25 protein-coding genes are annotated in these 26,517 nt (G+C 66.7%); 14 read left to right on the top strand and 11 right to left on the bottom strand.

Annotated features, from left to right (window positions below):
- Positions 1 to 18 precede the first annotated feature (18 nt).
- Together rsgA and ACYQOP_RS20250 are read left to right on the top strand one after the other, a co-directional pair.
- Positions 19 to 1,131, top strand: a complete 1,113-nt coding sequence (rsgA, locus tag ACYQOP_RS20255; protein WP_461223651.1) for a ribosome small subunit-dependent GTPase A — start codon at positions 19 to 21, stop codon at positions 1,129 to 1,131.
- Between the two features lie 81 nt (positions 1,132 to 1,212).
- The gene (locus tag ACYQOP_RS20250) at positions 1,213 to 1,842 is read left to right on the top strand and encodes a 2,3-bisphosphoglycerate-dependent phosphoglycerate mutase (RefSeq protein WP_461223650.1); all 630 of its coding nucleotides are present in this window, start codon (positions 1,213 to 1,215) and stop codon (positions 1,840 to 1,842) included.
- A gap of 50 nt (positions 1,843 to 1,892) precedes the next feature.
- Here the strand turns inward: ACYQOP_RS20250 and ACYQOP_RS20245 are convergent, their stop codons facing one another.
- Both ACYQOP_RS20245 and dinB read right to left on the bottom strand, forming a co-directional pair.
- Positions 1,893 to 2,279 (bottom strand): phage holin family protein, encoded by a 387-nt coding sequence (locus ACYQOP_RS20245; protein WP_461223649.1) that lies wholly within the window; start codon positions 2,277 to 2,279, stop codon positions 1,893 to 1,895.
- A gap of 117 nt (positions 2,280 to 2,396) precedes the next feature.
- A complete protein-coding gene (dinB, locus tag ACYQOP_RS20240) occupies positions 2,397 to 3,488 on the bottom strand; it encodes a DNA polymerase IV (protein ID WP_461223648.1) in 1,092 nt (363 codons plus the stop codon).
- A gap of 344 nt (positions 3,489 to 3,832) precedes the next feature.
- Here dinB and ACYQOP_RS20235 point away from each other — a divergent pair, with 344 nt between their 5' ends.
- From ACYQOP_RS20235 to ACYQOP_RS20215, 5 genes are all read left to right on the top strand, one after another.
- Complete coding sequence (locus tag ACYQOP_RS20235; protein WP_348646094.1) at positions 3,833 to 4,234, top strand: response regulator; 402 nt, start codon at positions 3,833 to 3,835, stop codon at positions 4,232 to 4,234.
- A 229-nt stretch (positions 4,235 to 4,463) separates the two neighbouring features.
- Complete coding sequence (locus tag ACYQOP_RS20230; RefSeq protein ID WP_461223647.1) at positions 4,464 to 7,412, top strand: PAS domain S-box protein; 2,949 nt, start codon at positions 4,464 to 4,466, stop codon at positions 7,410 to 7,412.
- Positions 7,363 to 7,734, top strand: a complete 372-nt coding sequence (locus ACYQOP_RS20225; RefSeq protein ID WP_056434152.1) for a response regulator — start codon at positions 7,363 to 7,365, stop codon at positions 7,732 to 7,734. Before ACYQOP_RS20230 ends, ACYQOP_RS20225 begins: the two co-directional genes overlap by 50 nt.
- A gap of 131 nt (positions 7,735 to 7,865) precedes the next feature.
- The gene (locus ACYQOP_RS20220; protein WP_207411347.1) at positions 7,866 to 8,609 is read left to right on the top strand and encodes a Crp/Fnr family transcriptional regulator; all 744 of its coding nucleotides are present in this window, start codon (positions 7,866 to 7,868) and stop codon (positions 8,607 to 8,609) included.
- A gap of 40 nt (positions 8,610 to 8,649) precedes the next feature.
- Complete coding sequence (locus ACYQOP_RS20215; protein WP_056434158.1) at positions 8,650 to 9,351, top strand: sensor histidine kinase; 702 nt, start codon at positions 8,650 to 8,652, stop codon at positions 9,349 to 9,351.
- Between the two features lie 98 nt (positions 9,352 to 9,449).
- Here ACYQOP_RS20215 and ACYQOP_RS20210 read toward each other — a convergent pair whose 3' ends face one another.
- The 3 genes from ACYQOP_RS20210 to ACYQOP_RS20200 form a co-directional block, all read right to left on the bottom strand.
- The gene (locus ACYQOP_RS20210) at positions 9,450 to 9,659 is read right to left on the bottom strand and encodes a hypothetical protein (protein ID WP_461223646.1); all 210 of its coding nucleotides are present in this window, start codon (positions 9,657 to 9,659) and stop codon (positions 9,450 to 9,452) included.
- Between the two features lie 74 nt (positions 9,660 to 9,733).
- Complete coding sequence (locus tag ACYQOP_RS20205) at positions 9,734 to 11,194, bottom strand: DUF2252 domain-containing protein (RefSeq protein WP_461225404.1); 1,461 nt, start codon at positions 11,192 to 11,194, stop codon at positions 9,734 to 9,736.
- 502 nt (positions 11,195 to 11,696) lie between these two features.
- Positions 11,697 to 11,900 carry a hypothetical protein gene (locus tag ACYQOP_RS20200; RefSeq protein ID WP_461223645.1) on the bottom strand — a complete coding sequence of 68 codons (204 nt, stop codon included), beginning with the start codon at positions 11,898 to 11,900 and terminating at the stop codon, positions 11,697 to 11,699.
- A 269-nt stretch (positions 11,901 to 12,169) separates the two neighbouring features.
- On the opposite strand from ACYQOP_RS20200, the gene ACYQOP_RS20195 reads away from it, so the two are divergent.
- On the top strand, positions 12,170 to 13,048 hold the full coding sequence (locus ACYQOP_RS20195; protein WP_461223644.1) for a DUF4336 domain-containing protein: 879 nt from the start codon (positions 12,170 to 12,172) through the stop codon (positions 13,046 to 13,048).
- 59 nt (positions 13,049 to 13,107) lie between these two features.
- On the opposite strand, the gene ACYQOP_RS20190 is transcribed toward ACYQOP_RS20195, so the two are convergent.
- Positions 13,108 to 13,776: a DUF4142 domain-containing protein gene (locus ACYQOP_RS20190; RefSeq protein WP_461223643.1), complete on the bottom strand. Its 669-nt coding sequence runs from the start codon at positions 13,774 to 13,776 to the stop codon at positions 13,108 to 13,110.
- Between the two features lie 254 nt (positions 13,777 to 14,030).
- On the opposite strand from ACYQOP_RS20190, the gene ACYQOP_RS20185 reads away from it, so the two are divergent.
- Complete coding sequence (locus ACYQOP_RS20185; RefSeq protein ID WP_244477943.1) at positions 14,031 to 14,222, top strand: Rmf/CrpP family protein; 192 nt, start codon at positions 14,031 to 14,033, stop codon at positions 14,220 to 14,222.
- 139 nt (positions 14,223 to 14,361) lie between these two features.
- Here the strand turns inward: ACYQOP_RS20185 and ACYQOP_RS20180 are convergent, their stop codons facing one another.
- A complete protein-coding gene (locus ACYQOP_RS20180) occupies positions 14,362 to 14,745 on the bottom strand; it encodes a hypothetical protein (protein WP_056434164.1) in 384 nt (127 codons plus the stop codon).
- Between the two features lie 307 nt (positions 14,746 to 15,052).
- Between ACYQOP_RS20180 and ACYQOP_RS20175 the strand changes: the two genes are divergently transcribed.
- Positions 15,053 to 15,925, top strand: a complete 873-nt coding sequence (locus ACYQOP_RS20175) for a type 1 glutamine amidotransferase (RefSeq protein WP_461223642.1) — start codon at positions 15,053 to 15,055, stop codon at positions 15,923 to 15,925.
- A 46-nt stretch (positions 15,926 to 15,971) separates the two neighbouring features.
- Here ACYQOP_RS20175 and ACYQOP_RS20170 read toward each other — a convergent pair whose 3' ends face one another.
- Entirely contained in the window at positions 15,972 to 18,995 is a 3,024-nt protein-coding gene (locus tag ACYQOP_RS20170) for a M10 family metallopeptidase C-terminal domain-containing protein (protein ID WP_461223641.1), read from the bottom strand.
- Between the two features lie 426 nt (positions 18,996 to 19,421).
- Between ACYQOP_RS20170 and ACYQOP_RS20165 the strand changes: the two genes are divergently transcribed.
- Positions 19,422 to 20,108, top strand: coding sequence for a L,D-transpeptidase family protein (locus ACYQOP_RS20165; RefSeq protein ID WP_461223640.1), 687 nt, complete (start codon positions 19,422 to 19,424; stop codon positions 20,106 to 20,108).
- A 241-nt stretch (positions 20,109 to 20,349) separates the two neighbouring features.
- Here ACYQOP_RS20165 and ACYQOP_RS20160 read toward each other — a convergent pair whose 3' ends face one another.
- The 3 genes from ACYQOP_RS20160 to ACYQOP_RS20150 form a co-directional block, all read right to left on the bottom strand.
- Complete coding sequence (locus ACYQOP_RS20160; protein WP_461223639.1) at positions 20,350 to 21,207, bottom strand: EamA family transporter; 858 nt, start codon at positions 21,205 to 21,207, stop codon at positions 20,350 to 20,352.
- Between the two features lie 111 nt (positions 21,208 to 21,318).
- Positions 21,319 to 22,134: a DeoR/GlpR family DNA-binding transcription regulator gene (locus ACYQOP_RS20155; RefSeq protein ID WP_461223638.1), complete on the bottom strand. Its 816-nt coding sequence runs from the start codon at positions 22,132 to 22,134 to the stop codon at positions 21,319 to 21,321.
- The gene (locus ACYQOP_RS20150; protein ID WP_056434171.1) at positions 22,131 to 23,006 is read right to left on the bottom strand and encodes a LysR substrate-binding domain-containing protein; all 876 of its coding nucleotides are present in this window, start codon (positions 23,004 to 23,006) and stop codon (positions 22,131 to 22,133) included. Before ACYQOP_RS20150 ends, ACYQOP_RS20155 begins: the two co-directional genes overlap by 4 nt.
- 127 nt (positions 23,007 to 23,133) lie before the next feature.
- On the opposite strand from ACYQOP_RS20150, the gene ACYQOP_RS20145 reads away from it, so the two are divergent.
- The 3 genes from ACYQOP_RS20145 (at position 23,134) to ACYQOP_RS20135 (ending at position 26,488) form a co-directional block, all read left to right on the top strand.
- Entirely contained in the window at positions 23,134 to 24,240 is a 1,107-nt protein-coding gene (locus ACYQOP_RS20145) for a 2-aminoethylphosphonate--pyruvate transaminase (protein ID WP_461223637.1), read from the top strand.
- Between the two features lie 54 nt (positions 24,241 to 24,294).
- Complete coding sequence (gene phnX, locus ACYQOP_RS20140) at positions 24,295 to 25,122, top strand: phosphonoacetaldehyde hydrolase (RefSeq protein WP_461223636.1); 828 nt, start codon at positions 24,295 to 24,297, stop codon at positions 25,120 to 25,122.
- A 346-nt stretch (positions 25,123 to 25,468) separates the two neighbouring features.
- Positions 25,469 to 26,488 (top strand): putative 2-aminoethylphosphonate ABC transporter substrate-binding protein, encoded by a 1,020-nt coding sequence (locus ACYQOP_RS20135; protein WP_461223635.1) that lies wholly within the window; start codon positions 25,469 to 25,471, stop codon positions 26,486 to 26,488.
- Positions 26,489 to 26,517 lie beyond the last annotated feature (29 nt).

Genomic DNA, 26,517 nt, shown 5'->3' with positions numbered 1-26,517 from the left:
CCCGAATCCGTTGCCTCGATGATCGGTCACCTTGCCGCCGCGGAGCAAGGGGAGGGGTGCCGGAAGACGGGTGGGGCGCTGGTCAATCCGCCAAGGCCCTGTCATGGCTGGCCGGTGACCGATGATCCCAGCCATTCCCATCCCCTGCGGCCCTCCCGTCTCGGATGGTCCGACTTCTTCGAGGAGCAACGTGAACCGGCCGAGGCCGGTCTCGTGCCCATGCGGATCGCGACGGTCCACCGCTCCCGGCTGACCGCCCTATCCCTCACGGGGCCGGTGGGTCTCGTGCTTCCGGTCCATACCCAGACCGGCGATTTCGCCGTGGGCGATTGGGTGCTGGTCGAGCCCGAGACCGGGACGATGCAGCGCCGTCTGTCACGCAGGAGCGTGCTGCAACGGCGCAACGAAGGCGGAGGCCCGCTGCAGCTGGCGGCGGCCAATGTCGATACCCTCTTCGTCGTCACGTCGTGCAACGCCGATTTCAACATCGCCCGGCTGGAGCGCTACCTGGCGCTCGCCAATCAGGGCGGGACGAACCCGGTGATCGTCCTCACCAAGGCCGATATGGCGCCCGATGCCGAGAGCTACCGGCGGCAGGCCGCCGGCCTGCAGCGCGACCTCGCCGTCGTCACGGTCAATCCGCGCCTTCCGGACGCCGTGACGCTCCTCGCCCCCTGGTGCGGCGAAGGTCTGACCGTAGCGGTCGTCGGCTCATCGGGGGTGGGGAAATCGACCCTGGTCAACACGCTCGCCGGCCCGGACCAGGACCTCCCCCAGGAGACCGGCGGGATCCGCGAACACGACGCCAAGGGGCGCCACACCACCACGTTGCGTTCCCTCCATGCCATCGCGGGCGGCGGCTGGGTCATCGATACGCCGGGGATGCGCACGCTGCATGTGAGCGACGCCGCGGAGGGCATCGATACGCTGTTCGCCGAGATCGTCGAGCTGGCCCCCTCCTGCCGCTTCCGGGACTGCACCCATGCCCACGAGCCGGGCTGCGCCGTGCAGGCCGCCGTCGCGGAGGGCACGCTCGATCCCGAACGTCTGATCCGGTGGCGCAAGCTCCTCGACGAGAACCGGGCCAACACCCCGGTGGTCACCGGCCCGCGCGGCAGCCGTAGGCGTTGACCGGCAGCCGCAGGCGTTGACCCGCGGCCTGACTTCGCACAACCCGACTTCGCCCGACCTCCTGCGGACACCGCTCCCCGAATGCTCCTTCCCGACCGAACTCTCGTCATCGTCCGCCACGGGCAGAGCCACGACAACGAGCGTGACCTCTTCTCCGGCATCCGAGATCCCGATCTGACGGAACGCGGCGTCAGCGAGGCGCAGAGCGCCGGGCGCCGGCTGAAAGAGCTCGGATTCGTCGTCGATCTCGCCTTCACCAGCGAGTTGACGCGGGCCCGGCGCACGATGGCCCTCATCCTGGCGGGCCTCGGGCAGCCCGACCTCACTGTCCACCGGAGCGCCGCGCTGAACGAGCGCGATTACGGCGAGCTCGCCGGGTTGAACAAGCGCGAATCCCAGGAACGCTGGGGGGTCGAGCAAGTCCGTGCCTGGCGCAAATCCTTCGATGCGATACCGCCGGGCGGCGAGAGCCTGGCGATGACCGCCGACCGGATGCTGCCGTATTACCGGGACGAGATCGAATCCCGGGTCCGGGAGGGCAGGCGGGTTCTTCTCGTGGCGCATGGCAATTCGCTGCGAGCGCTGATCATGCATCTCGACGGGATCAGCGCCGCCGAGGTGGCCGACGTGCATCTCGCCACGGCCCAGATGCTGGCCTACCGCTTCGACGAGCGGGGCGGAGTGGTCGACAAACAGGCGATCTCCGCCTGAGCCCGGAGGTCGATCGGCGAGGAGACCGGAAGGCGGCTCCTGGCTCGGCGTCAGCGGGCTCTCAGAGCGTCCCGGTCCCGTGCGAGTTGGCGCCGCGTCCGCATCGGCTCCAGGTTCGAGAGGGACATCAACCGATACCCGAAGGTGAAGAGACCGAGCGTCACGGCGGCAAAGGCACCGCCGACGATCAGCGACGCGATCGCCTCCGAACCGATCAGGAGCGCCAGCCCTTTGACGAAGGCGACCAGGAGCACGAACAATCCGATCAGGACGAAGAGTGCCGCCATCAGGAACAGGGCAAGCGGACGCGCCACCTGATTGACCGCCGACCCGATCTCGGCCTGGAACAGGGCGAGTTGCTTGGACAGGAGGATCTGGGTTTCGCCGATGGCGTCGCCGAGGAGGAGCAGGAGTCCCTTGTCATTCCGGCTGCTCATGCATTCCCTCTTATCCGCACGTCCTGGTCCGGACCCGATCGATCCATGAGCTGCACAATTCAGATAGTGCGCCGGTGTCGCGCGGCAATCGTCATCCGCCGTTGCCCGCTGCCGGGATCAGATCGCGAGCCCGAGTTGGCGCGGTCCCTCCGTCTCGCCCTGCTGCAGGCCCGACAGGGAGACGCCGAGCAGGCGAACGCTGCGGCGGAGCGGGAACACCGTGCGCAGCAGTCCCAGCGCCGTGTGCATCATCGTATCGCGACCGGCGACCGGGGCCTCGAAGGACTGCGCCCGAGTGATCTGGACGAAATCCGAGAATTTCACCTTCAGCGTGACGGTGCGGCCGGCGACGCCCTTGGCGCTGCAGGACGCCCAGACCTTGTCGATGAGCGGCGCCAGTCGCGCCTCCATGGCATCGAACTCGGTGAGGTCCTCCGAGAAGGTGGTCTCCGCCCCCACCGACTTCCGAATCCGATGGGCACGCACCTGCCGCTCGTCGATGCCGCGCGCCACCGAATGATAATAGGCCGCCGAGCTCCCGAAGGCCGCCTGCAGCTCTTCCAGGGAGCGGGCCTTCAAGTCACGGCCGGTGAGGATGCCGAGGCGCTTCATCTTCGCCTCGGTGACGGGGCCGACGCCGTGGAACCGGCCGATGGCCAGATCCTCGACGAAGCCAGGGCCCATCACGGGCGTGATCACGAACAGCGCGTCGGGTTTGCGGAAGTCCGAGGCGACCTTCGCGAGGAACTTGTTGTAGGAGACGCCGGCCGATGCCACGAGACCGGTCCGCGCGAGGATCTCCGCCCGGATCACCCGCGCCACCTCGGTGGCGGTGGCCAGCCCCTGCAGGTTCTCGGTGACGTCGAGATAGGCCTCGTCGAGGGCCACCGGTTCGATGATCGCGGTATGCTGGGCAAAGACCGCGCGGATCTCTTCGGAGATCGCCCGATAGACCTCGAAGCGCGGCTTGACGAAGACGAGGTCGGGGCACAGGCGCCGGGCCGTGACGGAGGGCATGGCCGAGCGCACGCCGAAGGCTCGCGCCTCATAGCTGGCGGCCGCCACCACGCCGCGCTCGCGCGACCCGCCGACCGCCAGGGGCCGCCCTCGCAGAGCCGGATCGTCGCGCTGCTCGACGGATGCGTAGAACGCATCCATGTCGATATGGATGATCTTGCGGACGGGGGCAGTGTCGGCAGGGCTCGACATCGGATTGGGCTGTCACATCGGTGCACGGGGCAGCAGGCAGGCAACGCGTTCGGCCTTTGTTCCTCGCGATTTTCAGCCCTCGGGTCAACCGGCGACGAGGATCCGGCTTTTGCCGGCGAGCCATCGAACCGAACCGGTTTCAAGACGCATGACGTGTTTCGTCCGCCCGCGGGGTCCGCTCCCACGCAGGAGCGCATCGTTATAAACGGGATGATCCGGCCGGTGGGCTGAGTAATCGCCCCCCACCCGACTGGTTCGACGCATAAGCAATCTACGTGATGGAAGAAGATGACGTTGACGGCATCATGGTTCCATCCGTTTCACAACGGGGGAAGGGAGTAGACATGATGCCGAAGCGGACGCTCTGCAGCCGGCGTATCCTGGTGGTGGAGGACGAGTACTTCCTGGCCGACGAACTGTCGCGCGGTTTGTCCGATGCCGGCGCCGAGGTGCTAGGGCCCATCGCCACCCTCGAGGGCGCCCTCGCCCTCCTCAAAGGCCCGATGCCGCCCGACGCCGCCATCCTGGACGTGAATCTCGGGGGTGACGAGGTTTACCCGGTGGCCGACGCCCTCCGTGCCCTCGACGTACCGTTCCTGTTCACCACCGGCTACGATCTGGCGACGATCCCGAACCGATACGCATCCGCTCGGCGGCTGGAGAAACCGGTGAGCAATGCGGCGGTCTTTCGGGAGCTCGACCTCATCCTCGGCGACCGGGCATCCCGGACGGACGCGGACGGATAGGGCGCGCACCGCCGGCTCGTCCCCTCGACGTCGATCGGTCCGTCTCGAGCGAATGCGGCACCTTGGAGATTGGACCAATGCGTATTCGGCTTTCGGCACAAGTTTAAATTGATTCAGCGCGCCCTATCGCGGAAAGATTGATGACATTCGCGCTGGAGAGCGAAATTGAGTACGCTCGCAGTGTTCCTGGCTGCTTCGACCTCGAACGAACGACGAGCACCCAAGAGAGATGACCCTCACGGAGTCACCGGATGCGCTGGCCGGCCTCGAAGAGGTCCTGATCACCGACGCGTTGCTGAGGCGTCCCGTACGGCCTCCCGACTACGAGGCAGAAGCCCATGCGCTGGCCGAACTGGCCCAGGCGCTGGCCGTCCGGCCGGACACGGTCCTGCAGCGCCTGGCGGATCTTGTCGTCGAGATGGGCATGGCCGAGTCGGCCGGCATCAGCATTCTCGGGTCGGGAGAGCCGACGAAAAGCTTCCACTGGCCGGCAATCGCAGGACCATGGGCTGCGCATATGGGCGGCTCGATCTCCTTCGACGAGAGCCCCTGCGGACTCGTGGTGAGCCGCAATATTCCCCTGCTGCTTTCCCACCCCCATACCCGCTTCCCGGCCGCCCGTGTCGAGCCGCTGATCCGGGAACTCCTGCTGGTGCCGTTCCGTGCCGGCGATGAGCCGGTCGGTACGCTCTGGGCCGGCATCCATGACCCCGGTCGCGGCTTCGACGGCGAGGATCTCAGGCTCCTCACTCGGCTGACGCACTTCGCCTCCGCCGCTTACGCCATGACCGGCGCCCTCGATGAGGCACGGGCCGGCAGGAGCGAACTGGAGCAGCGGGTCATGGACCGTACCCGCGCCCTGACGGAAGCCCATGACGCACTACGCAAAACCGAAGCGTGGCATCGTGCCGAACTGGAACGGGAGGTGAGGGAGCACACGGCCGAGCTGAAGCTGAGCCGTGACCTGCTGCAGGCTACGCTGGACAGTTCCATGGACATGATCCAGGTCTTCGAGGCTGTCCGGGACGCTTCGGGCGAGATCGTCGATTTCCGCTGGCGGTTGAACAACCACACGTCGGAACGGCACCTCGGCGAGGTGAGGGGACAAAGCCTCCTCGAACGCAGTCCAGGCGTGGTTCAGGAAGGGACCTTCGAGGCTTTTCGGCAGGTCGTGCAGACAGGCCGGTCCTCGGTCGCCGAACGCCGCTACGCACACGAGCGAGGAGACGGCTGGCTCTACCAATCGGTGGTGAAACTCGGCGACGGCGTGGCGACCACCGCCAAGGAGATCACCGCCTGGAAGGCGGCTCAGGAAGAGATCCTGCGTCTGCAAGACGAGGTCGCGCAAACGAAACTGGAGGAGAGCGAGGCGATGTACCGCCATCTGTTCAACTCCATCGACGAGGGCTTCTGCATCGTCGAGATGATCTTCGACGACCGGCAGCGTCCGGTCGATTACCGGTTCCTCTCCGTCAATCCTGCATTCGGTCACCAGACCGGGCTCGGCGACGCCGTCGGCCGGACGATGCGGGAGTTGCTCCCCGGGCTCGAGGCGAACTGGTTCGAGACGTTCGGCCGGATCTCCCTGAACGGCGTGGCGGAACGGTTCGAACGCCGGTCGAGCGCCATCGGGCGCTGGTACGACGTCTATGCCTTTCGCGTCGGCACCACCGAACAGCAGCGGGTCGCCATCCTGTTCAAGGACATCCAACCTCGCAAGCGCACCGAGGCGGCCCTGCGGGAGAGCGAGGAGCGCTTCCGTGCCTTCGTCACCGCCAGTTCGGACGTCGTCTACCGGATGAGCCCGGACTGGTCGGAGCTGCAACGGCTGGAGGGACGCGCCTTCCGGAGCGCCACGGACCAGCCGAACAAGACCTGGCTCGACCGCTACATCCGCCCCGGCGACCAGGCGGAGGTCCGGGCCGCCATCGACCGGGCAATCGCGACGCGATCGATCTTCGAGCTGGAACATGCGGTGATCCGCAGCGACGGGTCGCTCGGCTGGAGCCTGTCCCGTGCCGTGCCGACGCTCACGGAGTGGGGCGAGATCAAGGAATGGCTGGGAACGGCCAGCGATGTGACGGCGCGCAGGAAAGCCGAGACGGCGTTGCGCGAGAGCGAGGAGCGCCTCAGCCAATTCGGCGAAGCCTCTTCCAACGTGCTCTGGATGCGCGACGCCTCGACCTTCGAGTGGGTCTATCTCACGCCTGCCTTCGAGACGATCTACGGTCTCGACCGTGCGACGGCAGTCGCCGGCGACCACATGACCAGCTGGGTCGAGCTGATCGTGCCGGAAGACCGCGAGCGTGCGGTCGAGAGCCTGCAACGGGTCCGGACGGGCGAGAGCGTCACCTTCGAGTATCGCGTCAGGCGGCCCAGTGACGGCGGCATCCGCTGGCTGCGGGACACCGATTTTCCCATGCGCGACGCGGCCGGTGCCGTGTGCTGGATCGGCGGCGTCGGCCGGGACATCACCGAGGAGAAGGAGACGGCCGAGCATATGAGCGTGCTCGTGGCGGAGCTGCAGCACCGCACCCGCAATCTCATGGGCGTGGTGCGCGCCACCGTCGACAAGACCCTACGCAACAGCACGGATCTCGCCGATTTCCGGGCGCGCTACGGCCCGCGCCTGGCGGCCCTCGCCCGTGTGCAGGGATTACTGTCCCGCCTCGCCGAGGGTGAGAGAGTCAGTTTCGACGAGTTGATCCGGAGCGAAGTGGCCGCGCTCGACGGCGGCGCCTCCCGCGTCAGCATGAACGGGCCGGCGGCGATCGCGCTGCGCTCCTCGACGGTCCAGATCTTCGCCCTGGCCCTGCACGAACTGGCGACGAATGCGCTGAAATACGGGGCGCTCGCGCAGCGGCAGGCACGCCTCGAAATTCGCTGGCACGTGGAGTATCCCGGACCGGAAGATGGCCCATGGCTCCATGTGGACTGGCGTGAGCACGGCGTGCGGATGCCATCGCGGGATGATCAGCCGCAGGGAGGCGGCTCCGGCCGCGAACTGATCGAACGGGCATTGCCCTACCAACTCGGGGCCAGAACAACCTACGTGATGGAAGCCGACGGCATTCACTGCACCATTGCACTTCCCGTATCGGAACGCACGATCCGCCAGAAGGACACCGATGCCGCACAGCATATTCCAAGGCCGACGCATCCTCGTCGCGGAGGATGAGTATTTTCTGGCGGACGAGTTGCGGCGCGAATTGCAGGATGCCGGAGCTGAAATGCTGGGCCCGGTCGCCTCCGTGCGGAGCGGCCTCCAGATCCTGGAGGCACGTACGAAGCCGGATGCAGCAAGTCTGGACGTGAATCTCGGGGGCGAGTGCGTCTACCCGCTCGCGGACGTTCTGATCGCCCGATCCGTGCCGTTCGTCTTCACGACGGGCTACGACCAGGGCGTCATCCCGGACGCCTACGCCCATGTTCTCCGCCTGGAAAAGCCGGTCGAGCCCGAAACGGTGCTTGCCGCGATCGAGACGCTCCTCAAGGCTTGACGGCGGCACCCGTGCAAGGTCTTGCTTTCATTTCCAGGGGGGTCAATGAGAAGCTCCCCGAAAACTTAACACAAGTAAATTATTGTGTGTGGGCAATTCTCTATTCGTGCTCTGCGCACGACGAGGAAAGCATGCCGCAACATCTCCTTCGCAAGCTTGAGCACTTCACCAAGCTCTCGCATGACGACCGGCAGGCCTTGGAAATCGCGGCCAGCAAGCAGCGGATTTTTGCAAAACACTCCGATATCATCAGCGAAGGTGACGATCCTCATCACGTCAACCTGATCTTGGAAGGGTGGGCCTGTCGCTACAAGCAGCTCGACGATGGCCGGCGTCAGATCATCTCCTTCTTCGTGCCCGGCGATCTCTGCGACAGCCACGTCTATCTCCTGCGCGAGATGGACCATTCCATCGTTGCCCTCACCCCCGTTAAACTGGCGGAGATCTCGCGCGCCGCGCTGGAACAGATCGCCAACGACAATGTGCGGCTCACCAAGGCACTCTGGTGGGACACCCTGGTGACGGTCGCGGTCCAGCGCGAATGGACGGTCAATCTCGGCCAGCGCACGGCCTTCGAGCGCGTCGGTCATCTCCTCTGCGAACTCTTCCTGCGCTTGCAGAGCGTCGGCCTGACGGAGGGCACCACCTGTGACCTGCCCCTGACGCAGGTGGAACTGGCGGATGCGCTCGGGCTCTCGAACGTGCACATCAACCGCACGCTGCAGGAATTGCGACGCGCCGGCCTGATCGTGCTGAAGGGTGGGCGCCTGACCATTCCCGACTTTCTTGCCCTGCAGAGGGCATCCTTGTTCAATCCGAGTTATCTTCACCTCGACCACGAAGGCCATCATTTCGATGCCAACGGATCGATGTGATCCTGAACCGGTTCTGCCTCAAGCATGCCGTGGAGCTGCGATGACGATGGGATCCAACCCGACGGACACAGAAGAGCAGGTGGTGCTGCTGGCCGAATTGCAGCACCGAGTGCGCAACACGCTGGCGACGATGCGCATGATCGCGCGGCGTTCGGCCGAATTCAGCGAGAGCCTGGAGGATTACACCGCGCATCTCGACGGGCGGTTGGCCGCCATGGCCCGGGTGCAGAACGTGATCATCCAGAACCCCTTGGCCGGGGTCGATCTCGACCGCCTCGTCACTGACGAACTCACCAGCGCGCTCGCCTACCAGGATGGACGCACGCAGGTCGACGGACCGGACCTGCGGCTGCATCTGCGCGCGGCCGAACCCCTCGCGCTCGCGCTGCATGAGCTTTCGACGAACGCCCTCAAGTTCGGGGCCCTGTCCACGCCGGGGGGCGGCCTGGCCGTGACATGGCGGGTCGAGGAGCGGAAAATCGAGGAGCGGGATGGCGGCCCCTACCTCGTGTTCGACTGGGTGGAGCGTGGCGTGCCGCTGGACGAGCGCGAGCCCCGCCGCAAGGGCTTTGGCACGGTGGTTCTGGGCGAGATGCTGGCGCACAACCTGAAGGCCGAGGCGAGCTTCACCTTCACGCCCGACGGCTTGCGCTACCGTATGGCGATGCCCCTCACCAGCCGGACCCTGCAGGGGGACGCCGTCCCCCTTTCGCTCCCCGAGAAGAGGGATGGGCACCCTTAGCAGGGAATCGATGCCGTCCCCGACGATGCCTGCCCGGCACCGTCCGGAGGATCGGACCGCGTCCGCTGTCAAAACCTCCCCGCGGTGACGACGGGTGGTCAGAAGCTGCCGCTCAGGGGCACGGGTGGGGACCGGTCGGCATCCTCGTCCCGCTTGCCCGAATTCAGCATATCGTCCAGCATCGACAGGAGGTCGAGGAGTTCCAGCTTCCCCTCATGCGATATGTCGCCGGCCCCCACACGCCGCTGGATCGTGCTTCTGACGCTCGACAATGCCTCATGGTAGCCCTCGGCGCGTTCGGTACTCATGATCGGTTCCCTGCTCGGCGGCCATGGCGAGATAGGGCAATGGGCCGAGGCGCCCATCCCTCCCGCCTCACCGATCAGAGGCAGGAATCCGGCGCGGCCTCGAGCCTGCCATCAGAAATCGCGGACAGGAACGCCCGGTAATCCGCCTCGTTCTGATCACCGTAAGCGTGCGCCCAGTCCGCGAAGGCCTCGCGCAGATCCGCGCGGCCATCATGACCGCAATAGCCGGCGATGGCGGCCGCATCACCCGTACGGGCATGCGCCCGAGCGAGGAGGGCGCCGTAGGCGTGGGAGAAGTACAGCAAGGGCTGCCCTGCCATCCTAGCGATGGGAATCTCCCCCTTCATGTTCTTCATCTGGCGGACATAGAACGGCCGGTCGTCGATCGACGTCCAACCGAGCAGGGGGTCTCCCACCGCCTGCAGGAGCTTCTGCCCGTAGATGACGCGCTCGCCCTCGTGGCTCGCATAGGGTTCGGGCATGCCGGTCAGATAGGGCGCATGGGCCGGGCGAACGGCCTCCTTGACCTGAAGGAAGAGCGCGTCCTGATCGGAATTGCCGCAGAGCAGGGCGACATAGGCGCGGGTTCCGACACTCCCGACCCCGACCACCCGATGGGCCACATCGACCACGTGATAGCGGTTGAGCATGAAGCGGCGCTCGCGCGGCAAGGTCTCGGCATAACGTTCGAGGCCCGAGGTCACGTTCTGGCGCGTCTCCTCGTCGACGCGCATGAGGATCGGCGGCTCCTCGCTGAAGCGCCAGCTGCCATCCGTGCGTCGCTCGCCGACCCGGTCGAGCAAGCTCTTGTTGTTCTTGCGGCGCGCCTTCTCGACGGCCTTGCGCACCACCGTCTGGGATTGCGCGTCGATCTCGATACCGGAAAATTCGAGCTGGTCGGCCCGCGCCGCCCGCTGCCACACATCGAGGGAACCACGGGGCGCCAGATCGTCCATGGTGTGCTGATACCCGGCAACGGCCGCGAGCACGGCCGCCCGCCGCTCCACGGCCCGTACGCCATCGTCGCGCGCCGCCACCTCAATGCTGGCGCAGAGCCGTTTCAGGTCCCATTCCCAGGGCCCGATCGTCACCTCGTCGAAATCGTTGAGATCGAACACCACCTCGCCCTGCGGTGTCCCGAACAATCCGAAATTCGAGATGTGGGCGTCGCCGTTCATCACGACGTCGATCGTCCCGTGGGGTCCTTGCGCCAGGTCCCAGGCCATCACATGCGCCGCGCCGCGCAGGAAGGCGAACGGGGAGCTCGCCATGCGGGCGACCCTGAGCGGGATCAGATGGGTCTGCCTGCCATCATGAGCGCCCTCGATCAGCGAGACCGGATCGGGACGGTCGGAGCCGATGTCGAGAGAGGCATGGACCGCGTGAGGCACTTTCCCCCGCAAGGTCTTGCCGGCGGCCCGGCGCTTCTCCCAGGGCTCTACCCCGGTGCGGAGATCGATATGGGGGAAGTCCGCCAACGGTTCCAGGACAGCGTCCGGCCCAGTCTCGACGGCATCGTTCGGCTCGGCGTGTATGACGTCGGAAACATCCGTCGATCGATCCAAGTCGCGATCCTTCTCAAAGCGATGGATTAGAACGGGGGTGGATCGCGGGCAACACGATGCCGGCAGCTTTTGCATTCATTCGACATCTCACGAAACACATCATCGCGAAAAGTCTCGAACAGAGTCGCGAGGAGAAGACATCAGCGATGGGAAAGACCGAGGCGGGCGGATGGGCCGCCCGTCAATCCACCTCGCTCACGGCCCGGTTCGACCGTGCGGCGGCGCATGCTTTCCCGCCCGTGGATGACATGATGTCGGACAGAAGAGACGTAGCGTTGGAAGCTCAGCGAAGAGTTCCCGGCTCCTGTCAAAGCCAACGGCCACGAAGGCCGGGCCAAAGTGCGCGTACATCCGGCGTCACCCTGTCCCGGCATCGTGGCCGTCTCCGATGAAGCGACGAGGTCGCGATCGGTATGTCCCCTAGATGGGGGCAATATAGTTAATAATCAATGATCACCGTGCCGGATCGCGGTTACTCCGCGGCCTCGACCTTTGCGTCGTCCTCGTCGAGGATGGTTTCCAGATCGCCGGTCAGCGCGTCCAGCTGCTCGGCGGTCGCCACGATCTTGAACTTGGTCCCGTCCTCGGCTTCCACTGCGATCTCGACGTGGTCGCCAACCTTCGCCGCGAGGGCCTGTTTCAGGGTGTAGGTCGTGGCCTTGTCATTCGCTGCCATGAGGGTCTCCATGTTCGGCAGCGGCCAACGCATCAATGCGCGGAAAAGCCCCGGCGCCCGCCGGGTTTCGGGGGCTTTTCGTGTGCGACTTAGTGGCCCGCTTCCCCGGCCACCGGCTATAGCCGGTGCTCCCGACGCTACAGAAGGCATCTCGTGCCGCAGGTTCGAAGACAGAGCCTTTGAGCGTTGAGTAACGCCCAAGATGGGACCCTCGCGCCCGGTTCCTACGTTTCACCCTCTGATGGACAGAGAACCCGGAGATCCATGGCGTGGCGTACGAAACCGGCTATCCACCTCTGAATACCCTGAAACAGGTTGCTGACGGCGTCTGGATCGTGGACGCGGCCCCCATCCATGCGGGCGGGATACCGTTGCCGATCCGCATGACGGTTCTACGGTTGGCGGGCGGCGAACTGCTCCTGCACTCGCCCATCCCGTACAATCCAGGCCTTCAGCGCGGCTTGGAGGAACTCGGCCGCATCGGTCATCTCGTGGCCCCGAGCGTCGGCCATTGGATGTTCCTCCGGGATTGGCAGGCGGCCTGCCCGAACGCGATCACCTGGGCGGTCCCGGGACTCGAAGATCGTGGCCAGGTTCGCCGCTCCGGTGTCCGGATCGACGCCGAGCTCGGGAACAGACCGCCCCGCCTCTGGGCCGACGAGATCGACCAGGTGCTGGTCGCCGGCCCCGTGTTCAAAGAGGTCTGCCTCTTTCACCGACCGAGCGGCACGCTTCTCCTCACCGACCTCATCATCAACCTGCGGGCGGATGATCTGTCCACCGTGCCGCGGTCGCTGGCCCGCATGCTCGGGATCGTCTCCCCCGACGGAAAGGCGCCGCTCTATCTCAGGCTTCTTCTGCGCGCGAACCGTAGCGAGGTCGCGCGAGCGGCCGAACGTCTGGTGGGATTCGAGCCGGAGAGAGTGATCTTCACGCACGGCGAATGGTTCGACCGTGACGCGGCCGCGAAACTGCGCCGCTCGCTCTCATGGCTTCTGGGACACGACAGCGGCGGCGGGCGACTTCTGTCCCGGCCGAGCGGCCCATCTTCCGTCGCTCCATGGCCCCGGGCCGTCCTCGCCGGCGCGGCCCTTGTCGGCGTCGCCGCGCTCGTTGCGTGGGTCAGACGAGGGCGCCGCCGTTCCTGAAACGGAGAGGGCCCGGCGGAACCCCGCCGAGCCCTTCACGCGCCGCAACGCCGGGACGGTCAGCCGCGTTGGCCGCCCATCATCGCCTGCATCTTGGTCAGCTGGGAAATGTGGAGCCGGATGAGCGGGATGGCGCCCTGGGCAATGCGGCGGAGCTGGGGATCTTCGCCGCTCTCGGCGTAGGAGCCATGAATGGCATAGGCTTCCTGGTGGCCTTGCAGCGAGGCGCTCACGAAGGCCGCATCATATTGCGGGCCCGGCTGGGTCGCGGCAAGCTGCGAGAGGAGCTGAGCCTTCTGCTCGTCCGTAGTCATGCCGCCAGGCGGAGGGGCCCCCAGCGCACCGCCGGCGACACCGACAGCGGCGCCGGCCACCCCACCCGCGACAGCCAGAGGCGCCGCGACGAGTCCCCCGATGAGACCTCCGGGGCCGGGAGGGCCGCCTGCCGCCGCGGAGGCCAACCCCTCCGAATAGGGAGCCAACTTGCGGGACAGGCTTACCTGCTCGACCACCTCCGCGCGGGAGAACTTCTTCACCCGAGGATTCGTCGTCTTGTCGAACGCATCACGCGCCGAGTTCTCGAGAAACAAGCCGCCCTTGGTCGCCATGTTGAGGTAGACCGGCGTGGGCATGCCACCACCGGGAACAGGCTGGGCCGCCGCGGTGCGGGTGACGGCAAGGGAAGCGGTGGCCGTGAGCATGCCAAGTACGAAGGCGCGACGATGCATTGCAGTGCTCCGAGTGCTTGAGGGGGCACCTCGCCGATGTAGCTTAGCTTTAGGTGCTCAGCCAAAAACCATGCTGATCAAGCAATGTTCCAAGAATAAATGGCGACATCGCGTCAATTATAGAAGGTTTATAGCAAATATCAATCATCGCACGATATTTGGGGTCCCGGATCAAATAGCCTGATACAGCGATTGTTGCGCTCAAGCTTTCCGCCGCAGCCCTTCATCGGGCTTCGCCCTCTTGGACCGGGCTCATGGCGCCCTACCTTGCGGCAATGACACAGCCGCCCGACGACAACCTCGACCACCGCGCCCTCGGCTACTACGCCCCCGGCAAGGGATTGAGGCGCGAGGATTGCCCCTATGCCGAGGGCACCGAGGCGCATGCGGAATGGATCGCCGGATATGATGCGGCGGTCAGGGAAGGCGAGGGCGGCAAAGCTTGAAGTGGGAAGGCCTGAAGCGGCAAGGCTTCGGCAAGTCAGCCTCGATAATGTCAGCCTCAGCGAGGCCCCGTCTGAGCGTGACGAGGGGCCTCACAGGCCCCTCGCACTGTCCCACGGGCTTACACCCTGTCGGCCACTGTCAATCGTAAGGCTCGAAATCGGGCCCAGGGTGCCGAAACCCGACCGGACGAGGACCATAAGGGCGATGGTCGTAGACGCGCTCCCGGTCCACGATGACCTCCCGAACCACCGGACGCGGCCGATAGACGGCCGGCCTTTCCTCGATCACCTCGCGGACGACGCGGCGCGGCGCATAGACCGGCGGTCGCTCGATGATCTCCTCACGCACGAACCGTTGCGGGCGAACGACCTGGCGCTCGACAACCGTGCGCCGAGTGACCACGGTCGCGGGCTCATCGTAGCCGCCATAGCCGTAATCGCCGGCCTGTGCAGTCACCGAACCGACGCTCAAGCAAGCTCCCAGGGTCAGCGCAGAGAGTGCGCCCAAGGCGAGCAGTCTCATCGTCTTCTCCTTCAGTCACGAGACACGCCGCCCGAAGACGGCTTGCCCTGAAAACTCCCGGACCTTCGTTTTGGATGTGTCGGACCCGGAGAAAATCTTAAACGAAGCCGACTCTCCGGCTCGGCGGAACATCCGGGACTGGACTTCGGAACCGTAGCCATGATGCGCCGATCCCCCCACGCGTCATGAGCGCGACGCTGGTGGCGCGGACCGTAGAGCCCCCTGCGGCAGGTTCGCCGAGGCTGGAACGCGGATCGCCGCCACCGGTTCGGGTACCGGAGAATAACTCTCCGGAGCACGCGTTTCCTTGAAGGTCACCACAGCCGGGTTGCGCTTCCTGATCGCCGAAAGCGAGCCTCCCGAAGCGCGCGACGAACGCCGGAAAAGCGTTGGGCGGTCATCCGGAGAAACCTATCTCGATCTCCTGGCTCGAATGGCACCTGGCGCGACCTGTCACCGGGTCACGCCGGCCGACGCGGACAGCGCCCTGCCGCCGGGTGAATCGCCGGGCGGCTACGATGCCGTCTTCTTCAGCGGCTCGCCGCTCGCCCTCTACGAGGAGACACCGGAAGTTCGGCGCGCGGTCGCCTTCATGCAGGCCACTTTCGCATCGGGCACCCCCGCCTTCGGCTCCTGCGCCGGGCTGCAACTCGCCACCGTCGCAGCCGGCGGAACCGTGCGACGCAACCTTCACGGCCCGGAGGCAGGCTTTGCCCGCCGCATCACCGCCACCGAGAGTGGCCGTGCCCATCCCATGTTGGCCGGCCGACCCGCCGCCTATGACGCTCCGAGCATTCATACCGACGAGGTGGAGACCCTGCCGGCGGGCGCGTCCCTCCTGGCGAGCAACCGGGGTACCACGGTCCAGGCCGCCGAGATCCGCCATGACGGGGGTGTCTTCTGGGGCGTGCAGTACCACCCCGAAATCGGCCTCGACGAGGTTGCGGGCGCCCTGCGCCGCCAGGCCGACGATCTCGTGGAGAGCGGGCTCGCCCTGTCCTCCGCCGAGGTCGAGGCGCAGGCCGCCCTGGTCGAGAACCTCCATCGCGAGCCGGACCGGCGCGACCTCGCCTGGCGGCTGGGACTCGACGATCAGGTCACCGACCCCGAGCGGCGCCAGACGGAAATCCAGAACTTCATCGACGCCTTGCTGAGGCATGGACGGTCACTGGCGCCCTGATCGCGCGTGACAGAACCCCATCCGGCAGAGCTGGCGCGGCTCGCTCTCATACCACGAAGAGGTCGCGGTAGCCGAGATCGACCCCGTCGTTCAGGATGGCGAACCGGATGGCCTGCCCCGCACCGCTGCCATCCGCGTCATAGAACAGGTTTCCGGTGTCGTGATCGTAGAGGATGCGATCGTCGGCATCGGTCCTGGCCACGCTCACATCCTTGAACGCGTCGGCGGCGAGGCGACCGGGGGCCAGCGCCGTGAAGATGGCGTCGTCGAGCCGGATGCGATCCTCGCCCACGGTAAAATCGGTAAGGCGATCGATATTGTTGGCCCCGAGTGTGGTCGAGAACGCGAAGACGTCGCGTCCGGCGAGCCCCCTCATGATATCGGAACCCAATCCCCCGTCGAGGGTGTTGGCGCCCTCGTTGCCGCGCAACAGGTTGTCGAACTCGTTTCCGACGAGGTGCAGACGCGACGTTCCGGTGGCGATCGCCAGTTTCAGTATCTCGATCTCCTGGCCGGCGGCCAGGGCATAGCTCGTCGACGCCACGACCGTATCTCGGCCCTCGTCGCCCGTCTCGAAGACACGGTCGGCGAGGCGGTCGACGATGTAGGTGTCGTTGCCGGCACCGCCGTAAAGGCTGTCCGTACCGCCCTTGCCGTTCAGGACGTTGTCGCCGGCATTGCCGCGCAGCACCTGGTTGATCTCGTTGCCCACGAGCTTGAAGGCGTCCGTGGCGGTGGCGTCCCTGGCGGCCAGAAACTCGACGGACTGGCCGGTGCCGAGGGCGTAGCCGACATCCGTGAGAACCCGGTCGTAGCCCTGATGCGGGAGTTCGTACACGCGATCGGCTTTGCTATCGACGATGTAGGTGTCGCCGCCCTTCAGGCCGTAGAGGAAGTCGGACCGGTCGCCGCCGTCGAGGAGGTTGGCGGTATCGTTGCCGACGATGGTGTCGCGCCCGCTTCCACCGATGGCGGTCTCGATCACCGTGCCCTGCGCGATAGCGATGTTGTTCGTGAGGCCGGCGACGCTGCTGAAGGCCCCCGCGCGGAGATCGACGAAGGCGGCCTTCGCGAAACCCGACAGGTCCAGGATATTGTGGCGGCCTTCGTTGAAGAGGGTCAGAACCGGCTGCGTGTTGAGGCTGAAATCGTAGATCTTCTCCAGGGGACCGGTGATCGAGCTGTTGAAGCCGTAGGTCTGCCCGCCCGAGAACGGCGTGCCGGCCGGCGACGCGGCGCCATAGAGCTGCTGGATCGCCAGGATGTCGAGCTGCATCAGCGATTGGCTGGATTTGCGGGTTTCGCCATCGGCATGGCCCCAATCCGTGCCGGCGACCGGATCGCTCGCGCGGTACTTGGCGTCATGCGCCTTGGTCCAGTCGATATAGGACATGACCGACCATTCGCGGTCGTCATAGGCACTGAATTGCTGGGTCGCCGGATCGACCTTGCCGTTGTAGCGGCCATCATCTCCGAGACCCAGCACATGGCCGATCTCGTGCACGATGGTCCCGAATCCATATCCGGCGGCCTTGTGGAGGGAGCCCGACAGGTCGAACCCATGCTTGCTCGTATCGATCGAGACCACGACCTGACTCTGAGGCGTGCCCAGGGTGCTTCCGCTGCCGCGTGAACTCGTGTTGCTCGCGTCGGCCCGGCCATCGTTCCCGCGATGGATCAGGACGTCGGCGGCCGTGCTCGACGAAGCCGCCACGAAACGGACATCCGCCACGCCCGACCAGGTCGCGAAGGCCCGCAGGACGGTGGCCTGCTCGTTGGCGGAGAACGACGAGTCCGGATCGAAGGCATAGGTGATCGTCGCTCCGGTTCCGGCGGTGGGCGCCCCCCATTTATGCGCTGTCCTACCCTCCCAGCCGGCGAAGCTCGCCTCCGTCAGCGTTCCGTCGGGCGAGAGCCCGTTGATGAACGAAACCTCCTCGGCCATCGTCGGAGAGACCGGCGCGCCGTTGGTCTTGAACCCGATCAGGCCTTTATCCGCATCGTAGACGTAGGTGTGGTCGCGGAAGAAATGGGTTCCCGTATTCATGAACGAAGCCGAGCCATGGGTAGCGCGGCTCTCCCAGACGTTCGAGGGCGTATCCCCTCTCTCGTCGCCGAGGACGAAGCCGTAACTGGTCGCCGCACCGTTCGAGCCGGGAACGGTCACGGTGAATGCGCTGCCATCCGGCATCAAATGGCCCGGCTTCGTGATGCCGGGGTAATGGACGAAGGCTTCCGGCGTGCCGGTGTCGAAGAGCAGGTCCATTCCGCTATGGACCGTGCCGTCGATGACGACGGAGCCGGTCGGCCAGAGCCAATCCTGCGGGCTGCCCGGCAACGGCGCCGAAAGGGCCTCGTCGAGCTTCTGCACGGTCCAGCCCGCCCCCTCGTCGGCGCCGGACCAGCCGAGATGCATGCCCTCGCGATCGATCATGTAGCTATGGGCCATCTCCCCGCTCTTCATCTCGGCGAGGTTCAGGACGGCATTGTTCGCGGAGGTGAGCGTGGTCCCCTTCACATCCGTGGCGAAGCCGGTGTTGAACCCGACGCCGAGCATATACGTCGTGGTGCCGTCGCCGCGGACGAGGGCCGTCACCGTGGTCGTCGGCACGCTGCCATCCGGCAGGGTCGCGTCGGGGAAGGCGAGGATCAGCGGAACCCAGTGCCCGGTTTCGACGATGCCGTCGCTGCTGTATTTCAGGCTACCCTCTCGATATTGCGGATACTGCGTCCAGTCGATCGGCCCGACCGCAGCCTCGACGAGCTCTTGCGGAAGGACGGTCGCCCAGGATCCGGTATCCACCTGGAAGATGCCGGTGGCGGGCGGCACGTCGACCCCCGTCCCGTGGTTCGCCTCGGGGGTCGCACCGGGGGTCGAGTGTGCCGCGGGCAGGGTCTGGCTCAGCGACGCGGGAACGGGCTTTCCGTCGGCCCCGGCGATGCCGACCACGGAGACATGCGCGTACATGCCGCTCTGCAGGCCGGCAGAGTCCAGGGGGCTGTAGGCCAGCTTTTCGACCGAGGTGTAGAGAGGGATGAGGACCTGAGAATTCTGAACGCCCGTCGCCATTGTATCGACCCATCACCCGCACGTCTGGCGGACTGAGCCGTTCCCGATCTCGAGATCGATCGGGAGCATGGCGACAGCCCCTGCAACATCGCTCCATGTCATCGATGAATTCTGTAAAGAAACCCGTACGGCCAGCTTTGGCGAAGACCGGTGCGACACCTCGCTGGCGCCGACCCGATATCGGGCGTCGCTGAGCCTGATCCGTCGAGGCCTCTTCGCGCGACGGCGCGGCACCGGTCGTTCGCATCGCAAGTCATCGTCCTCACCGAAGACGCTCAAAGGCCGTTGTCGTCCCCCCATCCCCGGCAACGAGAGAGTTTCGCCATACTCTCGACGCAAAAGCCGAGCTTGCCAGTCTCAGCTGGCCATTGAGGCGCGACCGGAGCACTCGTTCTTCGGTCCGCAGGGCAGGGAAGGTCCGGGATCATGATCATGGACGGTGGGATTATCGATCCGCTCGGGCATGGAACGCGGCCTCTCACCCGCCGGTCTTTCCTGGCCGGCTCCGCCGCTGGATTGAGTGCCTTGGGGCTCGCCGGCTGCGCGACATCCGACGGCCTGATCCTCGCCGAGGCGGCGAAGATCTACGGGCCGATGCCGGACGAGAAATTCCCGATCCCGGCTGCCGATATCAGCAAGGTCGACCCGAAATATTATCGCCGGACGGTTCGCTACGACACCAAGGAAGCTCCCGGCACGATCGTCGTCGATCCCGGCAATTTCTACGTCTACCGCATTGAGGGCGACGGCTCCGCCACCCGCTACGGCGCGAATGTCGGCCGCGATGGCTTCCTCTGGAGCGGCGACGCCTATGTCGGCCGCAAGTCCGAATGGGCGACCTGGACACCGCCGAAGGAGATGATCCGGCGTCAGCCCGAGGCCGCCAAATATGCCCGCGGCATGCCGGGCGGCCTGGACAATCCGCTCGGCGCCCGCACCCTTCATCTCTACCAGAACGGCGCCTATACGCTCTACACGATCTATGCCAGCAGCGAGCCCGACACGATCGGCACGGGCATCACGAGCGGCTGCGTCGGTCTGCTCAGCCAGGACATGATCCACCTCTATTCGCGGACACCGGTCAAAACCAAGGTGGTCATCCTGCCGGCGTAAGCAAACGCGCAGGAACACGCCCGGAGCGGTACTTCCGCGTCATCGTCGCGGGGACCGGCTTTGCTTCATGAGTGGGTATTCGCAGCCTGCACGCAATCAAGTGCTCGTCGTCAGAGACGGTCGCCCGGCCCGGCGGCTCTGACGATCCATTCCCTCGCATCGGGAGCTCCGCTTTGCCGCGCTTCGCGTAGCCCTCGCGGCATGGTGCTCGATCGTCGGAGCGCGCCGCGGGATCGAGCCTCTAGGCCAGGCGCATGGCCACGACCCCCGCCACGATGATGACCACCGCCGCCGTTCGCGACAGGAGAAGCGGCTCCTTCAGCACTATGACGGAGATCAGCATCGCGAACAGGACGCTGGTCTCGCGCGTCGCCGCGACCAGGGGAATGGGCGCGACCGTCATCGCCCAAATCGCGATCCAGTAGGAGCCAAGGGCCAGGGCTCCGCCCCCGAGTCCTGGCACCATGAGGCCCCGCACGGAGCGCAGCACGTCGCGGCCCCGCGTCCAGAGCACGAAAACCGGCAGCGGGATCGCGTCGATCACGAAAAGTGCGGCGGCATAGGCGTGGGGGTCGCCCGCCGCCCGCGCGCCGAGCCCGTCCACCAGCGTGTAGCCGGAGATCAGGCCGCCGGTGAGAAGCGCGTGCACCAGGGCCGCCCGGCTCAGCCGCTGGCCGCCGGCCTTGGCGAACGCCATCAGGGCGACCCCGGCGCAGAGAATGCCGATCCCGAGGGCGGCGAGGGGGGGCAGCGCCTCCTGCAGCACCAGGAGCGAGGCGCAGGCGGTCAGCAGCGGGGCGCTGCCGCGCGCGATCGGGTAGACCTGCCCCATATCCCCGTGCCGGTAGGCCTCGGCCAGGGCGATGTAATAGCCGAGATGCAGCAGGATCGAACCCGCCAGCCAGGGCCAGGCGGCGGCTTGGGGCCATCCGAACCAAAGCGAGGCCGGAAGCGCGAACAGCCCGGCCGAGGCCGAGATCAGCGCCATGGTGAGAATCGGCTCGAGGCGCAGCTTCGCCACCGCGTTCCAGCCCGCATGCATGAAGGCGGCGGCAAGCACCGCGCAGAAGACGGGCAGGCTCATGCCGGTGGCCATCATGAGATCTCGCGTCCTGTGAGGGCAACGCCACGCCGACGAGCGGCCGAAAACGTCGTCCGTTCCTAATGCAGGCCCGCTGCAAAAGAAATCAAAAAGCCACAAAAAACCACATCAGGGCGCGACGATCAGGTCGAGGCCGCGTCGGGTCAGGGCGTTCCGGAGAAGGGGCGGGGGCTCGACATCGACGATGAGACCGGTCCCCGCCGGGATCGGCGCGAGGCGGATCGGGGTCAGGCGACCGAACTTGGTGCTGTCGGCCACCACGTAGCCCTGCTCCGCCGCCGCCAGCATGTGGGTGCGCAACTCGGTGGGGAGCGGCGCGAAGTCGGTGATCTCGCCGCTTGGTGAAATGCCGCCGGCACCCACGAAGGCGAGGTCGGCGCGAAAGCGCGCCAGGGCGGTGAGCGCCTCGGTGCCGAAAGCCGCCTCGTCCGCGCCCTCGATCTCGCCCCCGAGGAAGTGGACCCGCACGCTGGCGACACGGCAGAGCAGGAGCCCCACCGGCAGGCTGTTTGTGCAGATCGTCAGCCCCTTGGGCATGGGGCGGGAAAAGAGCGGGTCGCGGCCGGCCAGCGCGTTCGCCACCGCCAGGGTGGTGGCGCCGGAATCGAGCACCACCACCATGCCGTCCTCGACGAGCCCCGCCGCGACCCGTCCGATCGCAGCCTTGCCCGCTGGATTGTCGCGCTCGCGGATGGCCAGGACGGGTTCGTCCGCGCGCCGGGTCGCGCCTCCGTGCACGATGGCGAGCCGGCCCCGCTCGGCCAGGGCCTTCAGGTCGCGCCGGATCGTCTCGCGGGAGACGCCGAAACGGTCCGCCATCGCCTCGACGCTGACGCTGCCGTCCTGGCCGAGCCGTGCCAGAATCGCGTCGTGGCGGGAGGCGGCCAGCGCCCGGTTCTCCGGTGCGGAGGGCTTCCGGCTCATCGCGTCGCCTCCGCCGCATCGACCGCCAGTTCGAACACGACACGGATCAGGCGCAGGTTCCGGCGTCGCGCCAGACAGGCGATCGCGTGTCGATTGACGAGGTCCGGCCCGTCGATCGGGATCGCGGCGATCCGGGCGTCCTCGCCGCATTCCAGGGACGAGACGATGCCGATGCCGATGCCGGCAGCGGCGGCCTCGATCACCGCCTCGCGGCTGTCGAGTTCCATCAGCACGGCGGGCGTGATGCCGATGCGCCGGCAGGCACGATCGAAGGTTCGGCGGGTCACGGAGGTGGGCTCGCGCAGCACCATGGCGGCGCCGTCGAGTTCGGCCAGATCCAGCGCCGCGCGACCCGCCAGGGGATGGTCGCGCGGAACCACGGCGCAGATGCGCGAGACCGCGATCTCCGCGAGGTGGAGGTCTGGATGCGCCTCGGCCTCGGTGAGCACCGCGACGCTCGCCCGCTCCGACAGCAGGGCCTCGCGGGTATCGGCGGCGTTGCCGAGGATCAGCCCGACGACGATGCCGGGATGGCGGGCCCGCAGGCGGGCGAGCAACGGCATCACGATATGGGGCGAATCCACCGCGATCTCGACCCGCCCCGAAACCAGCGTCCGGTTGGCCTCCAGGAGATCCTCCGCCTGCTCCACGAGGCCGAAGAGCGGGCCGGTGAGTTCGGACAGCGCCCGGCCCTGCGGAGTCAGTTCCGCCGCCCGCGCCGTGCGCCGGAACAGAACGAGGTCGTAGCGCTCCTCCAGAGCCTTGATGTGCCCGGTCACCGCCGGCTGGCTGATGCAGAGTCGCTGGGCCGCGCGTGTGAAGCTGCCCTCCCGCGCGACGGCGTCGAAGGCGCGCAGCTGGAACAGGTTCATGGCGACCTATCGGCGAGACTGATGACGGGCATCACAAGAAACGATTTGATCTGATGGCTTGCCCGAACGCAAGATCTACCTGTCCCGAAGCGCTCACGGCGCTCACGGCAGATCGGGCAGGATCACCATGACAGCCGCTCCCATTCTCCTGACTCCCGGCCCGCTGACGACGTCGGAGCGCACCCGCGCGGCGATGATGACCGATTGGGGCTCCTGGGACGGCAGCTTCAACGCCCTGACGGCCAGCGTCTGCGAGCGCCTCGTCGCCATCGCCAACGGCACCGGCAGCCATGTCTGCGTGCCACTCCAGGGCAGCGGCACCTTCGCGGTCGAGGCGGCGATCGGCACCCTGGTGCCGCGCACCGGCAAGGTCCTGGTCCTCGTCAACGGCGCCTACGGCAAGCGCCTCGCCAAGATCTGCGAAGCTCTGGGCCGCGATCATAGCGTCTACGAGACCGCCGACGACGTGCCCACGACGCCCGAGGCCGTCGACGGCCTGCTCGCGGCCGATCCCACGATCAGCCATGTCGGGCTGATCCATTGCGAGACCAGCACCGGCATCCTCAACCCCCTGCCGGAGATCGCCGCAATGGTCGCCCGCCACGGGCGCGGCCTCATCGTCGATGCGATGAGCTCCTTCGGGGCGCTCCCCATCGACGCGGCCACGGTTCCATTCGAGGCGTTGATCGCCGCCTCGGGCAAGTGCCTCGAAGGCGTGCCCGGCATGGGCTTCGTGATCGCGCGGGCGGATGCCCTGGCGCGGGCCGAGGGCAACTCGGCCTCATTGGCCCTGAACCTCAGCGACCAGCACGATTACATGCAGCGCACCGGGCAGTGGCGCTTCACCCCGCCGACCCACGTGGTCGCGGCGCTCCACGAGGCGCTGCTGCAATACGACGAGGAGGGCGGCCTGCCGGCCCGCCACGCCAAGTACGCGCGCAATTGCGACGTGCTGATCCGCGGCATGGAGCGCCTCGGCCTCAAATCCTTCCTGGCGCCCGAGATCCAGGCGCCGATCATCGTGACCTTCCACGCCCCGCGCGACCCGAAGTACCGCTTCGCCGATTTCTACGCCGCCGTCCGCGCACGGGGCTTTATCCTCTATCCGGGCAAGCTCACGCAACTGGAGACGTTTCGCGTGGGCTGCATCGGCCACGTCGAATCCGCCGACATGGAGCGCGCGGTCGAGGCCGTGGCGGCGGTGTTCACCGAACTGAACATCACGACCGTCTGACCGCCCGTTCCTCGGCCTCCCGCGCGTTCCGCGGGTCACCCGGAAAGTCCAGCCATGTCCTACACCCCCCCGAGGAAACTCCAGGCCGCGATACTCGACTGGGCCGGGACCGTCGTCGATTTCGGCTCCTTCGCGCCGACCCAGATCTTCGTCGAGGCCTTCGCGGAATTCGGCGTCGCCGTCAGCCTGCCCGAGGCGCGCGGCCCGATGGGCATGGGCAAGTGGGACCATATCCGCACGCTCCTGAACCAGCCCGAGATCGCCGCGCGCTACGCGGCCGCCCACGGGCATCCGGCCACCGACACCGATGTCACCGCGATCTACGAGCGCTTCATGCCGTTGCAGATCGAGAAGATCGCCGAGCACTCGGCCGTGATCCCCGGCGCCCTCGACGCCATCGCCGACCTCAGGGCAGGGGGGCTCAAGATCGGCTCCTGCTCCGGTTACCCGGCGCGCGTCATGGAGCGCGTGGTCGCGCTCGCCGCCACCAACGGCTACGTCGCCGACCATGTGGTGGCCACGGACGAAGTTCCGAACGGGCGCCCCTTTCCGGCCCAGGCGCTGGCGAACGTCATCGCGCTCGGCATCGACGACGTCGCCGCCTGCGTGAAGGTGGACGACACGGTGCCGGGCATCCTCGAAGGCCGCAAAGCCGGCATGTGGACGGTGGCGCTCACCTGCTCGGGCAACGCGCTGGGGCTGACCTACGACGCGTTCCGGGCGCTGTCCGCCGATCGCCTCGCCTCCGAGCGGACGCGGATCGCCACCCTGTTCGCGGAATCCAAGCCCCACTTCCTCGTCGACACGATCGCCGACCTGCCGGGCGTCGTCGCCGATATCAACGGATTGCTGGCCGCCGGACGCATGCCACAGGCCTGCTAGAGCTGCACCCGACCACGTTGGGCCGGGGCAGCTCCAGCCCTCCATTTTTTGCCGCGCTCCTTTTCGCCGAACCGGCATCCGCTTCGGCGGAGAGCGCTCTAAGGGACACCGCGTCACGGCTGGAGACCGTTTCACGGGAGCAATCGAAAGGTTTCAACATCGACCCGCGGCCAAGCGCCGGGGGTCGATTTCGGCCGTCCGCAATCAACGTAAGTAATTCTGCGCCATGATCTTGAAATAGGCAGCATATGCAAAAAGCCTGGACTTGATTGCACGGGGTTTTGTCTTCTTCCTGTCATGCATCAGGATTTAAACGTCGGAACGACAAGACTCCGGAGCATTATCGATGAAGATCCTCGGCCTCCTCGCTCTGACCCTCGCCCTGACGTCGCCGACCCTGGCCATGGCCGCCGAGCGCACAAAGCTCACGATCTACACGGCCCTCGAGAACGATCAGCTCGTTCCCTTCAAAGCCGGGATCGAGCGGGCGGTGCCGGAGGTCGAGGTGGTCTGGGTGCGCGATTCGACGGGCGTCATCACCGCACGGTTCCTGGCCGAGAAGGATAATCCCCGCGCCGACATGGTGATGGGGCTGGCTGCCTCCAGCCTGCTGCTGTTCGAGAAGCAGGGCCTGCTCGCCACCTACGAGCCGACGGGCGCCGACGCGCTGAAGCCCGCCTTCCGCGATTCCATCGGCCCCTACAGCTGGACCGGAACCGACGCCTCCATCGGCGTGGTCTGTTTCAATACGGCGGAAGCCGAGAAGGACGGGGTGAAGACCCCCGTGCGCTGGGCCGATCTCCTGGTGCCCGCACTCAAGGGCAAGGTGGTGATGCCGCATCCCGCCTCCTCGGGCACCGGTTACCTGCTGGTCGCCGGCTGGCTCCAGGGCATGGGCGAGGAGGCCGGCTGGGCCTACATGGACAAGCTCCACGAGAACATCGCCGCCTACCTGCATTCCGGCTCGGCTCCCTGCGTCCAGGCGGCGCGCGGCGAGCGCACCGCCGGCCTGTCGCTGGACATGCGCGGCGCCTCGGAGAAGACGAAGGGGGCACCGCTGGCCGTCGTCGTCCCCGCCGACGGTACGGGCTGGGACGAAGAGGCCTACGCCATCGTCGGCACCACCAAGCACCTGGATCTGGCCCGCAAGGTCGCCGACTGGGGCACCACCAAGGCCGCCAACGAACTCTACGCCAAGAGCTACGCGGTGGTGGCCTATCCGGGCGTCGCCAACGTGCCGGCGAACTACCCCGCCAATGCCGAGGCCGCGATGATCAAGAACGATCTCGGCTGGATGGCCGACAACCGTGAGCGGGTGCTCGCCGAATGGTCGCGCCGCTACGAGGCGAAGGCTGCCAAGAAGTAGCCGCGAAGACGCAAAGCGAGCCTGAACGA

It is taken from the genome of Methylobacterium sp. CM6247 (genome assembly GCF_054817925.1).
This window is presented reverse-complemented; position numbering and strand designations above follow the sequence as displayed.

Bases quoted from the DNA above. Each gene is read 5' to 3' on its own strand.
- ACYQOP_RS20155 (WP_461223638.1), bottom strand. From the start codon at position 22,134: ATGAGCCGGAAGCCCTCCGCACCGGAGAACCGGGCGCTGGCCGCCTCC.
- ACYQOP_RS20165 (WP_461223640.1), top strand. From the start codon at position 19,422: ATGATCATGGACGGTGGGATTATCGATCCGCTCGGGCATGGAACGCGG.
- ACYQOP_RS20185 (WP_244477943.1), top strand. From the start codon at position 14,031: ATGGCGCCCTACCTTGCGGCAATGACACAGCCGCCCGACGACAACCTC.
- ACYQOP_RS20245 (WP_461223649.1), bottom strand. From the start codon at position 2,279: ATGAGCAGCCGGAATGACAAGGGACTCCTGCTCCTCCTCGGCGACGCC.
- dinB (WP_461223648.1), bottom strand. From the start codon at position 3,488: ATGTCGAGCCCTGCCGACACTGCCCCCGTCCGCAAGATCATCCATATC.
- ACYQOP_RS20220 (WP_207411347.1), top strand. From the start codon at position 7,866: ATGCCGCAACATCTCCTTCGCAAGCTTGAGCACTTCACCAAGCTCTCG.
- ACYQOP_RS20250 (WP_461223650.1), top strand. From the start codon at position 1,213: ATGCTCCTTCCCGACCGAACTCTCGTCATCGTCCGCCACGGGCAGAGC.
- ACYQOP_RS20200 (WP_461223645.1), bottom strand. From the start codon at position 11,900: ATGGCAGCGAATGACAAGGCCACGACCTACACCCTGAAACAGGCCCTC.
- ACYQOP_RS20160 (WP_461223639.1), bottom strand. From the start codon at position 21,207: ATGATGGCCACCGGCATGAGCCTGCCCGTCTTCTGCGCGGTGCTTGCC.
- ACYQOP_RS20215 (WP_056434158.1), top strand. From the start codon at position 8,650: ATGACGATGGGATCCAACCCGACGGACACAGAAGAGCAGGTGGTGCTG.
- rsgA (WP_461223651.1), top strand. From the start codon at position 19: ATGATCGGTCACCTTGCCGCCGCGGAGCAAGGGGAGGGGTGCCGGAAG.
- ACYQOP_RS20145 (WP_461223637.1), top strand. From the start codon at position 23,134: ATGACAGCCGCTCCCATTCTCCTGACTCCCGGCCCGCTGACGACGTCG.
- ACYQOP_RS20225 (WP_056434152.1), top strand. From the start codon at position 7,363: ATGCCGCACAGCATATTCCAAGGCCGACGCATCCTCGTCGCGGAGGAT.
- ACYQOP_RS20235 (WP_348646094.1), top strand. From the start codon at position 3,833: ATGATGCCGAAGCGGACGCTCTGCAGCCGGCGTATCCTGGTGGTGGAG.
- ACYQOP_RS20180 (WP_056434164.1), bottom strand. From the start codon at position 14,745: ATGAGACTGCTCGCCTTGGGCGCACTCTCTGCGCTGACCCTGGGAGCT.
- ACYQOP_RS20150 (WP_056434171.1), bottom strand. From the start codon at position 23,006: ATGAACCTGTTCCAGCTGCGCGCCTTCGACGCCGTCGCGCGGGAGGGC.
- ACYQOP_RS20170 (WP_461223641.1), bottom strand. From the start codon at position 18,995: ATGGCGACGGGCGTTCAGAATTCTCAGGTCCTCATCCCTCTCTACACC.
- ACYQOP_RS20230 (WP_461223647.1), top strand. From the start codon at position 4,464: ATGACCCTCACGGAGTCACCGGATGCGCTGGCCGGCCTCGAAGAGGTC.
- phnX (WP_461223636.1), top strand. From the start codon at position 24,295: ATGTCCTACACCCCCCCGAGGAAACTCCAGGCCGCGATACTCGACTGG.
- ACYQOP_RS20190 (WP_461223643.1), bottom strand. From the start codon at position 13,776: ATGCATCGTCGCGCCTTCGTACTTGGCATGCTCACGGCCACCGCTTCC.
- ACYQOP_RS20210 (WP_461223646.1), bottom strand. From the start codon at position 9,659: ATGAGTACCGAACGCGCCGAGGGCTACCATGAGGCATTGTCGAGCGTC.
- ACYQOP_RS20135 (WP_461223635.1), top strand. From the start codon at position 25,469: ATGAAGATCCTCGGCCTCCTCGCTCTGACCCTCGCCCTGACGTCGCCG.